This is a genomic window from Pseudomonas sp. EA_35y_Pfl2_R5, assembly GCF_963970805.1.
GTDB lineage: Bacteria > Pseudomonadota > Gammaproteobacteria > Pseudomonadales > Pseudomonadaceae > Aquipseudomonas.
Genome location: NZ_CAXAOW010000001.1, coordinates 130,098 through 142,536, shown reverse-complemented (window position 1 = coordinate 142,536; position 12,439 = coordinate 130,098). Strand labels below are relative to the sequence as shown.

The window sequence follows — 12,439 nt, the reverse complement described above, 5'->3', positions numbered from 1 at the left end:
GGTGCGCCGTTGCCATGCCAGCAACGGCGCGGGTTCCGCCGATTCAGCTGGTCAACTTGTAGCAGGGCACATAGGCGCTGTTGCCCGGTAGTTTCATCCGGTGCTGATCGACGAAAGCCTGCAGCAATAGATCGAGCTGCAGCATGATCTCGCGCTCGCCGGTGATCTCGTAGGGGCCGTACTGTTCGATCAGGCGGATGCCTTTGTCCTTGACGTTGCCGGCGACAATCCCAGAAAACGCCCGGCGCAGGTTGGCCGCCAGCTCATGCAAGGGCTGTTCGCGGGTCAGCTTGAGGCTGGCCATGTTGGCGTGGGTCGGCTCGAACGGGTGCTGGAAGCTCTCGTCGATTTTTAGCAACCAGTTGAAGTGGAACGCATCGTTGTGCGCACGGCGGTACTGCGTGACCGCCTTGATTCCTTCGGCCATTTCCCGCGCGACCTGCTCGGGGTCATCGATGATGATGCTGTAGCGTTGCTGGGCTGCCTCGCCCAGGGTTGCGCCGATAAACGCGTGCAGCTGTTCGAGGTAGGCGGCGGCGCTGCGTGGTCCCGTCATGATCAGCGGGAAGGGAATGTTCTGGTTATCCGGGTGCATAAGGATGCCGAGGAAATACAGCAGCTCCTCGGCCGTACCGGCGCCGCCAGGGAAGATGATGATGCCGTGACCAACACGGACGAAGGCTTCCAGGCGTTTCTCGATATCCGGCAGGATCACCAGCTCATTGACGATTGGATTGGGCGCTTCGGCGGCGATGATTCCCGGTTCGGTCAGACCCAGGTAGCGGCCTTGCACGTTGCGCTGTTTGGCATGGGAAATGGTCGCGCCTTTCATCGGTCCTTTCATCACCCCAGGACCGCAGCCGGTGCAGATATCCAGGCCGCGCAGGCCCAACTCGTGGCCGACGGTCTTGGTGTATTTGTATTCTCCGGTGCTGATCGAGTGGCCGCCCCAGCACACTACGATCTTCGGTTCGACGCCAGCGCGCAGGGTGCGAGCGTTACGCAGCAGATGGAAGACGTAATCGGTGATGCCCTGAGAGCTGCTGAAATCGATGCGCTGATTCTCCAGCTCGCTCTGCGTGTAGACGATATCGCGCAAGGCGCTGAACAGCATCTCGCGGGTGCTGGCGATCATCTCGCCATCGACGAAGGCGTCGGCGGGCGCGTTGAACAGCTCCAGGCGAATGCCGCGATCCTGCTGCAGGATGCTGATTTCGAAGTCCGGGTAGGCTTCCAGAATGGTCTTGGCGTTATCGCTGTGTGAGCCGGTATTGAGGATCGCCAGGGCGCACTGGCGAAACAGCGCATAAACGCTACCGGAACCGGTTTCGCGCAACTGCTGCACTTCACGCTGCGAGAGGGTTTCCAGGCTGCCCTTGGGCGTCACGGTGGCATTGGTGGTTTTACGTGTGGCCATTGCGGCGCTCCATGTTTGTGATACCGCGTAAGCCCTACATGGCTAGACGCTTGCTGAAAGTATGGTCGTGACTGAGTGCTTTGGGTTATGAGTTAACCGGGTAGTGCGTTGCAAAAGGCTACCGTGGTTTGCCGGGAGAGTGGTGAAAAGGCTGCGGCGCAGGGCCGGATAAAGAGCCCTCAGCATCCGCAGGGTGCGGGTGCTGAGGTTGCTGCCATGGCGCGTTAGCGCGGCAGTTTGAGGTTGTTCCAGATAGCCAGGCTCGGTTCTACCAAGTTCATGCTGTAGAAGTGCAACCCAGGGGCGCCGCCCTGCAGTAGGCGTTCGCACATCTCGCTAACGACCTGCTCGCCGTAGGCGCGGATGCTGTCGCTGTCGTCGCCATAGGCCTCCAGCTGCTTGCGCACCCAGCGCGGAATCTCTGCGCCGCAGGCATCGGAGAAGCGCGCCAACTTGCTGTAGTTGGTGATCGGCATGATGCCCGGCACCACCGGAATATCTACGCCCAGCTTGCGTACGCGCTCGACGAAATAGAAGTAGCTGTCGGCGTTGAAGAAGTACTGGGTGATTGCACTGTTGGCACCGGCCTTGGCCTTGCGTACGAAGTTAGCGATGTCGTCCTCGAAATTGCGCGCCTGCGGATGCATCTCCGGGTAGGCGGCAATTTCGATATGGAAGTGATCGCCGGTCTCGGTGCGGATAAAGCTGACCAGTTCGTTGGCGTAGCGCAGCTCGCCGCTGGCCATGCCCATACCGGAAGGCAGGTCACCGCGCAGGGCGACGATGCGTTTTATTCCAGCATCTTTGTACAGATTGAGCAGTTCGCGCAGCTCGGCCTTGCTGTCACCGACGCAAGACAGGTGCGGCGCAGTGCTCACACCAACATCGTTGTTCAACTGCAACACGGTGTTCAGGGTGCGATCACGGGTCGATCCACCTGCACCGTAGGTGCAGGAGAAGAAATCCGGCTTGTAGGTCGCCAGTTGGCGCGCCACATTCATCAGTTTTTCGTGCCCGGCTTCGGTCTTGGTGGGGAAGAACTCGAAGCTGTAACGGCGTTCTTGGCTCATAGGGTTTCTAGCCTTGCAGACGTAGGGTGGATGGCGTTATTCCATCCACCTTGCAGGAAGTCGGCGGTGGATAAGCCATAGGCTTACCCACCCTACGCATTAGTAGCGGTAGGCGTGCGGCTTGAACGGACCTTCCACGGCTACGCCGATGTAGTCCGCCTGGGTCTTGGTCAGCTGGGTCACCACGCCGCCAAAGCCCTTGACCATTTCCAGGGCGACTTCTTCGTCGAGCTTCTTCGGCAGCACTTCCACGGTCAGGCGCTCGGCCTTCTGTGCCGGCATCAGGTCGGCGAACTTCTGGCCGAACAGGAAGATCTGTGCCAGCACCTGGTTGGCGAACGAGCCGTCCATGATCCGGCTTGGGTGGCCAGTGGCGTTGCCCAGGTTAACCAGACGGCCTTCGGCCAGCAGGATCAGGTAATCGTCGTTGTGCGGATCGAAGCTGCCGGTGCCTGTGCGGTGGATCTTGTGTACCTGCGGCTTCACTTCTTCCCACGCCCAGTTCTTGCGCATGAAAGCGGTGTCGATTTCATTGTCGAAGTGACCGATGTTGCAGACTACGGCGCGTTTTTTCAGAGCTTTGAGCATGTTGGCGTCGCAGACGTTGACGTTACCGGTGGTGGTAACGATCAGGTCGATCTTGCCCAGCAGCTGCGCGTCGATGCTGGCGGCGGTGCCGTCGTTGATGCCGTCCTTGAATGGCGAAACCACTTCGTAGCCGTCCATGCAGGCCTGCATGGCACAGATCGGGTCGACTTCGGTGACCTTGACGATCATGCCTTCCTGGCGCAGCGACTGTGCCGAGCCCTTGCCCACGTCGCCGTAGCCGATAACCAGCGCTTGCTTGCCGGACAGCAGGTGGTCGGTGCCACGCTTGATCGCGTCGCTCAGGCTGTGACGGCAGCCGTATTTATTGTCGTTCTTGCTCTTGGTCACCGAGTCGTTGACGTTGATCGCCGGGATCTTCAGCTCGCCCTTGGCCAGCATGTCCAGCAGGCGGTGTACGCCGGTGGTGGTTTCTTCGGTAACGCCGTGGATGCGCTCCAGCATCTGTGGGTATTTTTTGTGCAGGATTTCGGTCAGGTCGCCGCCGTCGTCGAGGATCATGTTGGCGTCCCACGGCTTGCCATCTTTCAGGATGGTTTGCTCGATGCACCATTCGTATTCTTCTTCGGTTTCACCCTTCCAGGCGAATACCGGGATACCGGCGGCGGCGATGGCGGCAGCGGCCTGATCCTGAGTCGAAAAGATGTTGCACGACGACCAGCGTACTTCGGCACCCAGTGCGGTCAGGGTTTCGATCAGCACGGCGGTCTGGATGGTCATGTGGATGCAACCGATGATCTTCGCGCCTTTCAGCGGCTGCTCACCAGCGTATTTGCGGCGCAGACCCATCAGGGCTGGCATTTCTGATTCGGCGATGATGGTTTCGCGACGGCCCCAGGCAGCCAGGGAAATGTCGGCGACTTTGTAATCGTTAAAAGCGGCGCTCATAAAAAGCTCTCCATTCGTTGTCTGCGAATGGGCGCCGTTGATGCGTATGGTTAACGCCCCATCCGAGCCTGACAAAACTCCGGTATCAGAGTTTGCTGCAGCGCCCCTCGGACGGGTGGCGGGAGCAACCGGAGCGGTGCCGGTTGCGTGAAGCTGGCGAAGTATAGCCAGCCCGGTGCAGAAGCCCAAGGTTTTCTGTCGGGCGAATTGGCTGTTGCGCCGTGCCTTCTGGCCGGTTCAGCCATGGCCTTTGTGTTGTACCTGAGACAGGCTGCAAGCCTCATTTTCCCAACCGCTGGAGCCTCCATGACCCTTGCCTACTGGTGCGTGCTGATCGCTATTGTTCTGCCTTATTTGGCCACTGCCAGCGCCAAGTTCCTTGGTGCTGGCTACGGGCCGCGCGCCAACAGCGACCCGCGCACCTTTCTCTCCGGCCTTGAAGGCTGGCGCAAGCGTGCCAACAACGCCCAGCTCAACGGCTTCGAGGTGACGCCTGCTTTCGCTGCGGCAGTGATCATCGCCCACCAGGCCGGTGGTGCCGCGCAGGGGCTGCTGGATCAGCTGGCAATGGCCTTTGTGCTCAGTCGGGTGCTGTATTTTATCTGCTACCTGGCCGACTGGGGCCCGATCCGTTCGCTGGTGTGGTTCGCCGGTATGGCGCTGATCGTCGCGTTGTTTGTCGTCTCCGCTTAGCGCTTACGCTGCAGCACTCGCGCCGTTCTGGTGTCTGCGGCAAAACACCACGCTTGGCCGGTGGTTGGTCGGTGGCGATACTGTCGCCCGTCATCCATCCGGTTGTTGGTATTGAAGGTGTTATGAAGCGTAAATCCCTGTTTCTGATTGTGCTGACGCTGGCTCTAAGTGGCTGCGGCGGTGTCGACCCCAATTCGCCGCAAGGTCAGCGTCAGAGCATTTTCAAGCAGATGCTCAAGGTCAGCGAAGACCTCGGCGGCATGCTGCGCGGGCGACTGGCGTTCAAGGAGCAGGCATTCGTTGAGGGCGCCGCCAAGCTCGATCAGCTGACGCGCACGCCCTGGCAACACTTTCCCCAGGTGCGTGAAGACGGTGAGGAGAGCCGCGCCAAGGATGACGTCTGGCAGCGCCAGGCGCGTTTTCAGGAATTGGCTCAGGCCATGGAAGCCAGTACCGCTGCACTGGTGGCCGCCACTGCCGCGCAGCCGTTAACGGCGCCGGCACTGGTGGCGCCGATGCAACGTGTCGAAGACAGCTGCAAGGCCTGTCATGAAGAGTTTCGAGCGTTCTGAGCACCGTTCAGAACCCGGATACCTGCGCCTCACGCAGTTGGGTGCGCAGGGCCTGTACTTCCGGATGTTGAAAAAAAGCCTGTAACTGCGCCGCACGCTGCGGACCGATACCGGGTTGACGTTGCCAGTCGGCTACGCTGCGTTGCGCCAGGGTGTCCCAGTCTGCGTCCAACGTCAGATGACTATTGCCCGGCAGGCCGAGGGCGCGCAGCCAATCATGCATAGGCCGTTCGCGGGCCAGGTTGAAGCTCTGCTGCAGAGCGCTGGCGCTGCGTGGGCCCAGGCCCGGAATGCCCTTCAGTTGCTCGGCGGAGAGGTGCAGCCAGTCGAGTAGGCTGTCGAGCTGTTTCGCATGCAACAGTTTTTCCCAGGTGCCGGGGCCTACGCCCGGTAGCGCCAGGCCCTGTTTGCTGCTGAGCCAGGCCAGGCGTGCGCGAAATTGGCTAGCGCAGGCCGGGGTGGCGCGCCAGCAGCTCAGTTCGTGATAGGCCGCTGGGTCGGGTACGCGCAGTGCGACGCGTTGCTGGGTGCGCCAGAGCACGCTGTCGAGCACTGGAATGGTCAGCCCTGAGAGGCGGATCACCACCTGATCACCAGGGCGAATGTCCAGGGCCTGCCAGCGCTGCAGCGAGCCGGCGCTGACATATTCGATGCGCCGGTCATCCAGCTTGACCGGCTGTACGCGCAGTACTGGGGTGATGCGCCCGCTGCGACCGATACGAAAGTCCACTGCCTGCACCACCGCTAATGCCTGTCTGACTGGGTATTTCCAGGCCACCGCCCAATGCGGAGGTTCGGCTTGCCAGCGCGCTGCGGCGGGGCGCTGGCCTTGGCGCAGGACTACACCGTCGGTGGCGAAGGGCAGGGCGCTGTTGTACCAGCGTTCGCGCCATTGGCTGGCCTGTTCGAGGGTGCGAATCGGCTGGCTGAAGCGCTGACTGTCGGCAAAGCCCAGCTCGGCCAATTGCTGCAGACGTTGGGGCATCAGAGCTGGGCCATTGGGCCAATCCCAGACAAACAGGCCGATAGCAGCGGCGTCCTTGCTGGTCAGCTTCTGCCGGTTCAGCAGCCCGGCGACCTTGCTGCGCGCGCCAAGGCCACCGGATTTGTGTTGGATGTGCCCCGGCAGGCGCCAGTACAACTCGCCCTGCAGCACCAGGCTGATTGGCTTTGGCAGTTGTGCGGGTATAGCTTGCAGATGGCGGGCGTGAACGCTCCAGTCCTGTCCCGTGCGGCCATTGCCACGGCTGATCAACTGTTGCAGCTGGCCGTTGTGATAGACCAGGCTGACGGCTACGCCATCGACTTTGGGTTGAATCCACAGGTCTTTGCGGTTGGCGACCCAGGCTTCCACTGCGGCACTATCAGCCAATTTGCGCAGTCCGGTATGTGCAGTTGGATGCGATTGGCGGCCGTTGCTGGTGCTGAGCGGGTCGGTTGTCGCGGCAGAGACATCTGGGAAGCAGGCGCGCCAGCGCTGCAGGTTGGCGCTGGCCTGGTCATAGAGTTCGTCGGCCACTGGTGATTCGCCTTGGCGATGGTAGGCATCGTCCCAGGCTGCCAATTGCTGGCTCAGTGCAGCGATTTCCAGCTCGGCGCGTTGCCTCTGCCAATCCGGGCAGGGTGCGGCCCAGGTGTGTAGGGTCAGGGCGGTGAGTAACAGCGCTAAGGCGGCTTTCATACTGAGCATCCTTGCTCGGAACGGTTTATCCAGCGTAGCAGCTATGCTTAATAGGTCAGCTTAAGCGCGTGTTTGGGGGTGGCAGCTTTATGCCAATGGGATTGCATCGGTGTTGGGGTGTAGGCCTGTGCCTGCTTGTCATGGGTTTTGCGCCATTTGGCGTGGTGCGTGCGGCCGATGCGCTGGTCGAGCAGTGGCGCTTTGTGCATAACGCGCCGGAGACGGCCGATGATCAGCGCTACGCTTATCACTGGCGCGTATTACGCGCTGCGCTGGAGGTAACCCGCGAGCAATACGGCGCCTATCAACTTGAGCCCGGCCAGCCGCTGAGCGAGAAGTTGCAGGTGGTCGAGATGCAGCGCCCGCATGGCAGCCTCAATACCCTGGTGCTGGATGCCACGCAGTCTCTGGAGGAAACCCTGTTGCCGGTGAAGATCCCGGTCGACAAGGGCTTGCTCGGTTACCGGGTATTCCTGATTCAAGCCGCCGATCAGCCGCGCTTTGCCGGCGTACAGTCACTTGAGCAGTTGCGTCAACTGCGATTTGGCCAGCAGCGCGAGTGGTCCGATGTGGCGGTGTATAAGGCGGCTGGCTTGCCGGTGGTCACCGGCAGCAGTTATGAAGGGTTGTTCCATATGCTGATGCTGCGGCGTTTCGATGCCTTTGGCCGGGGTGTCAGCGAGGTAAGCGGCGAGCTGGCGCACTGGCGCAAGCAATACCCACAGATGATCATCGAGAACGAGCTGCTGTTGTATTACCCGTTGCCGGTGTACTTCTGGTTCGCGCGCACTGATGAGGGCCGCCTGCGTGCGCAGCGTGTCGAGGAAGGCATGCGCATGCTGATTGCCGACGGCACTCTGGATCGATTATTCGCTGAGGAATATGCCGCCACCATCAAGCAGCTTGGTCTGGAGCGCCGGCGTACCTTGAAAATTGCCAATCCTCATCTCTCCTCGCTGCATCCGTTCGACAAACCAGAGTATTGGTTTGTGCCAGCCCCCTAACCCTGAAGTGTCATATTGAGACAATAAAAAACCCGCCGTAGCGGGTTTTTTCTGCAGCCGATTGCCCTTACAGGCCGGCGGCGGCGCGCAGGTCGGCGACCTTGTCGGTCTTCTCCCAGGTAAAGGTGGTGAAGGTGTCGTCACCGACGGTCTTCTGCTGCGGGGTGCGGCCGAAGTGGCCATAGGCCGCGGTTTCCTGGTACATCGGGTGCAGCAGGTCGAGCATCTTGGTGATCGCGTACGGACGTAGGTCGAACACCTCGCGCACCAGCTTGATGATCTTGTCCTCGGCGATCTTGTGGGTGCCGAAGGTGTTGATCGAGATGGAGGTCGGCAGGGCCACGCCGATGGCGTAGGACACCTGGATTTCGCAGCGATCAGCGAGGCCGGCGGCGACGATGTTCTTCGCTACGTAGCGCCCGGCGTACGCCGCCGAACGGTCGACCTTGGACGGATCCTTACCGGAGAATGCGCCGCCGCCGTGACGGGCCATGCCGCCGTAGCTGTCGACGATGATCTTGCGGCCGGTCAGGCCGCAGTCGCCCACCGGGCCGCCGATCACGAAGTTGCCGGTCGGGTTGATGTGGAACTGGGTGTCCTTGTGCAGCAGTTCGGCCGGCAGGGCGTGCTTGATGATCAGCTCCATCACCGCTTCGCGCAGGTCCGGCAGCGAGACTTCCGGGTTGTGCTGGGTGGACAGCACTACGGCGTCGATACCGACTACTTTGCCGTTCTCGTACTGGCAGGTGACCTGGGATTTGGCGTCCGGGCGCAGCCACGGCAGCAGGCCGGACTTGCGGGCTTCGGCTTGGCGCTCGACCAAGGCGTGGGAGAAGCGGATCGGCGCAGGCATCAGCACGTCGGTTTCATTGCTGGCATAGCCAAACATCAGGCCCTGGTCGCCGGCGCCCTGGTCTTCCGGCTTGGCGCGATCGACGCCCTGGTTGATGTCCGGGGACTGCTTGCCAATGATGTTCATCACGCCGCAGGTGGCGCCGTCGAAGCCGACGTCGGAGCTGGTGTAGCCGATGTTGCAGATCACATCGCGGACGATCTGTTCCAGGTCGACCCAGGCGCTGGTGGTGACTTCGCCAGCGACGATGGCCACGCCAGTCTTGACCAGGGTTTCCACGGCGACGCGGGCGTGTTTGTCCTGGGTGATGATGGCGTCGAGTACCGCGTCAGAAATCTGATCGGCGATTTTATCGGGATGGCCTTCGGATACGGACTCGGAGGTAAAGAGGGAGTATTCGCTCATCGTGCGGGTTCCTGTTGGTTGCCGGTAATTGCAGCCCGTAGGCCATGAGTTATTGGAGGTTTGGCGAAGTGCCGCACCTGAATCTGAAAACCGTTGCGTAACCCGATATAGAGGCTTTCGCAGGTGTTGAGGTCGGCCGCGATGGCCCAGCGGGCCAGATCATCCTGTTCGAAGCCCAGCCACAGATCACCGCAAGCTTCACGGGCCCAGCTCTGGTTGTGGCTGCACAGCTCGGTGATCAGCAGGCTGCCGCCGGGCTTGAGGCGCTGTGCCAGCTGCTTGAGTGCCTCGGCCGGGGCGGCAAAGTGGTGCAGCACCATATTCAGCACCAGACAATCGGCGGCCGGGTAGTCGTCCTGCAGAGCGTCGGCCAGCTGTAGTTCCACATTGTCCAGGCCTTCCTCTGCGCAGCGCATGCGGGCCAGTTCGAGCATCGCCGCGCTGTTATCCAGGGCCAGCACCTGCTTGAAGCGTCGCGCCAGCTCTGGCAGAAAGCCGCCGTCACCCGGGCCGATTTCCACGGCGCTGGCATCGGTCGCAAAGCCTAGGGAGTCGAGCAGGGCTAGAACGCTGTCGCGGTACTGCGGCAGGCCGGCGATCAGGTCCTGCTGCGCCTGAAAGCTCGCGGCGCTGCGGGCGAAGAACTCCTGGCTGGCAGCGGCACGCTGGCTATGCACGGCGGCAATGCGTTGCTGCACCTCGAGCGGTAGCGACAGCTGATCGACTTCATCAAGCAATGCGGCATGTAGACGGCTGCCCAGCTGTTCGCCCTGAGCCAGAGCGCGGCGATAGAAGATCGCGTTGCCTTCGCGGCGTGTGGCCACGAGCCCCGCTTGAGCCAGCACCTTCAGGTGGTGACTGATGCCGGACTGGCCAGTGGCGAAGATCTGCGCCAGCTCCAGTACGCCGAATGAGTCGTTGGCCAGGGCGCGCAGAATGTTCAGGCGCAGCGCATCACCGCTGGCCTTGCACAGGGCGGAGAGGGCATCGACCGGCTCGAAGGCCAGATGGGAGGCGCGCATATTCATAGGCTGGGCAGTCTAGGCGGTCATTTTTTATCCAGCAAGGGCAATATCAAAAAGTTTTGATATTGCCCTTGCTGGCGCTCAGGCCAGAAAACATTGGCTGCGCGACTATCTGTCATTGCCCCGACAGGCCCCGCTGGGCGAAAATGGCCGCCTTTTTCGACCCCAGTTGCCCAAGCAACCCGTAGGAGATTCAGTGATGCCCAGCCGTCGTGAGCGAGCCAATGCCATTCGTGCCCTGAGCATGGATGCCGTGCAAAAGGCCAACAGCGGCCACCCCGGTGCCCCGATGGGTATGGCGGATATCGCCGAAGTGCTGTGGCGTGATTTCCTCAAGCACAATCCGAGCAACCCGAAATTCGCCGACCGTGACCGCTTTGTACTGTCCAACGGCCACGGTTCGATGCTGATCTACTCGCTGCTGCACCTGACCGGCTACGACCTGTCCATCGAAGACCTGAAGAATTTCCGTCAGCTGCACAGCAAAACTCCGGGTCACCCGGAATACGGTTACGCGCCGGGCGTCGAGACCACCACCGGACCGCTCGGCCAGGGCATCGCCAACGCCGTCGGTTTCGCCCTTGCTGAAAAAGTCATGGCCGCGCAATTCAACCGTGACGGTCACAGCATCGTCGACCACTACACTTACGCCTTCCTCGGTGACGGTTGCATGATGGAAGGCATCAGCCATGAAGTCTGCTCCCTGGCCGGCACCCTTGGCCTGGGCAAGCTGATTGCTTTTTATGACGACAACGGCATTTCCATCGACGGTGAAGTGCATGGCTGGTTCACCGACGACACGCCGAAGCGCTTCGAAGCCTACGGCTGGCAGGTGATCCGCAACGTTGACGGTCACGATGCCGACGAAATCAAGATGGCGATCGAGACCGCGCGCAAGAGCGAGCAGCCGACCCTGATTTGCTGCAAGACCATCATCGGCTTCGGTTCGCCGAACAAGCAGGGTAAGGAAGAGTCCCACGGCGCCGCCTTGGGGCACGACGAAATCGCTCTTACCCGCGCCGCTCTGAACTGGAACCACGCGCCGTTCGAGATCCCGGCTGACATATATGCCGAATGGGACGCCAAGGAAGCCGGCCTGGCTGCCGAAGCTGAATGGGACCAGCGTTTCGCCGCTTATTCCGCCGCCTACCCGGAACTGGCCAACGAGTTTGTCCGCCGCATGGCTGGCGAGCTGCCGGCCGACTTCTCCGCCAAAGCCAGCGAATTCATCCGCGCCGTGGCCGAAAAGGGCGAGACCATCGCCAGCCGCAAAGCCAGCCAGAACTGCCTGAACGCCTTTGGCCCGCTGCTGCCGGAACTGCTCGGTGGCTCTGCGGATCTGGCCGGTTCCAACCTGACTCTGTGGAAGGGCTGTAAGCCAGTGGTTGCCGAAGACGCTTCGGGTAACTACATGTACTACGGCGTGCGCGAGTTCGGCATGAGCGCGATCATGAACGGCGTCGCCCTCCACGGCGGCCTGGTGCCTTATGGCGCGACCTTCCTGATGTTTATGGAATACGCCCGTAATGCTGTGCGCATGTCGGCGCTGATGAGGCAGCGCGTGCTGTACGTGTTCACCCACGATTCCATCGGTCTCGGCGAAGACGGCCCGACCCACCAGCCGGTCGAGCAGCTGACCAGCCTGCGTACCACGCCGAACCTGGACACCTGGCGCCCGGCCGATGCCGTCGAAGCCGCGGTGGCCTGGAAGTTCGCCATCGAGCGCAAGGACGGTCCAAGCGCGCTGATCTTCTCCCGCCAGAACCTACCGCATAACCTGCGTGACCACGAGACCGAGGCGGCCATTGCCCATGGCGGCTACGTGCTCAAGGACTGCACTGGCGAGCCGGAGCTGATCCTTATCGCCACCGGTTCGGAAGTCGGCCTGGCCATCCAGGCGGCCGACAAGCTGGCCGAGCAGGGTCGCCAGGTACGTGTGGTATCTATGCCGTCGACCAACGTCTTCGACCAGCAGGATGCGGGCTACAAGCAGTCGGTACTGCCGCTGCAGGTCACCGCGCGGATCGCCATCGAGGCCGCTCACGCCGACTTCTGGTACAAGTACGTCGGTCTTGAAGGTCGCGTTATCGGTATGGAAACCTACGGCGAGTCGGCCCCGGCCGGCGCGCTGTTCGAGCATTTCGGCTTTACCGTCGAAAACATCCTGGAAACCGCCGCCGAGCTGCTGGACGCCTGATCCGGCGAATGATGGGTGATGCCGCTTT

General features: G+C 61.5%; 10 protein-coding genes and 1 riboswitch. Of the genes, 4 read left to right on the top strand and 6 right to left on the bottom strand.

From position 1 onward, the window contains the following. Positions 1–43 precede the first annotated feature (43 nt). The 3 genes from ppnN to ahcY all read right to left on the bottom strand — a co-directional run bounded on the left by ppnN (position 44) and on the right by ahcY (position 3,981). Positions 44–1,417 (bottom strand): nucleotide 5'-monophosphate nucleosidase PpnN, encoded by a 1,374-nt coding sequence (gene ppnN / locus AACX99_RS00600; RefSeq protein ID WP_339408914.1) that lies wholly within the window; start codon positions 1,415–1,417, stop codon positions 44–46. 224 nt (positions 1,418–1,641) lie between these two features. Next, positions 1,642–2,487, bottom strand: coding sequence for a methylenetetrahydrofolate reductase [NAD(P)H] (gene metF, locus AACX99_RS00595; RefSeq protein WP_339408913.1), 846 nt, complete (start codon positions 2,485–2,487; stop codon positions 1,642–1,644). Positions 2,488–2,586: 99 nt separating this feature from the next. Continuing rightward, positions 2,587–3,981 carry an adenosylhomocysteinase gene (gene ahcY, locus AACX99_RS00590; protein WP_339408912.1) on the bottom strand — a complete coding sequence of 465 codons (1,395 nt, stop codon included), beginning with the start codon at positions 3,979–3,981 and terminating at the stop codon, positions 2,587–2,589. A 22-nt stretch (positions 3,982–4,003) separates the two neighbouring features. Beyond that, positions 4,004–4,096, bottom strand: a riboswitch (S-adenosyl-L-homocysteine riboswitch). A gap of 191 nt (positions 4,097–4,287) precedes the next feature. On the opposite strand from ahcY, the gene AACX99_RS00585 reads away from it, so the two are divergent. Both AACX99_RS00585 and AACX99_RS00580 read left to right on the top strand, forming a co-directional pair. Then, complete coding sequence (locus AACX99_RS00585) at positions 4,288–4,674, top strand: MAPEG family protein (RefSeq protein WP_339408911.1); 387 nt, start codon at positions 4,288–4,290, stop codon at positions 4,672–4,674. A gap of 122 nt (positions 4,675–4,796) precedes the next feature. Then, the gene (locus tag AACX99_RS00580) at positions 4,797–5,246 is read left to right on the top strand and encodes a c-type cytochrome (RefSeq protein ID WP_339408910.1); all 450 of its coding nucleotides are present in this window, start codon (positions 4,797–4,799) and stop codon (positions 5,244–5,246) included. Between the two features lie 7 nt (positions 5,247–5,253). On the opposite strand, the gene ligB is transcribed toward AACX99_RS00580, so the two are convergent. Then, on the bottom strand, positions 5,254–6,936 hold the full coding sequence (gene ligB, locus AACX99_RS00575) for an NAD-dependent DNA ligase LigB (protein ID WP_445261820.1): 1,683 nt from the start codon (positions 6,934–6,936) through the stop codon (positions 5,254–5,256). Positions 6,937–7,016: 80 nt separating this feature from the next. Between ligB and AACX99_RS00570 the strand changes: the two genes are divergently transcribed. Beyond that, positions 7,017–7,931, top strand: coding sequence for a hypothetical protein (locus AACX99_RS00570; RefSeq protein WP_339408908.1), 915 nt, complete (start codon positions 7,017–7,019; stop codon positions 7,929–7,931). Between the two features lie 67 nt (positions 7,932–7,998). Here the strand turns inward: AACX99_RS00570 and metK are convergent, their stop codons facing one another. Together metK and AACX99_RS00560 are read right to left on the bottom strand one after the other, a co-directional pair. After that, entirely contained in the window at positions 7,999–9,189 is a 1,191-nt protein-coding gene (gene metK, locus AACX99_RS00565; RefSeq protein ID WP_339408907.1) for a methionine adenosyltransferase, read from the bottom strand. Next, complete coding sequence (locus AACX99_RS00560) at positions 9,186–10,217, bottom strand: ArsR/SmtB family transcription factor (RefSeq protein WP_339408906.1); 1,032 nt, start codon at positions 10,215–10,217, stop codon at positions 9,186–9,188. Before AACX99_RS00560 ends, metK begins: the two co-directional genes overlap by 4 nt. 196 nt (positions 10,218–10,413) lie before the next feature. On the opposite strand from AACX99_RS00560, the gene tkt reads away from it, so the two are divergent. After that, entirely contained in the window at positions 10,414–12,411 is a 1,998-nt protein-coding gene (gene tkt / locus AACX99_RS00555; RefSeq protein ID WP_339408905.1) for a transketolase, read from the top strand. The last annotated feature ends 28 nt before the right edge of the window (positions 12,412–12,439 follow it).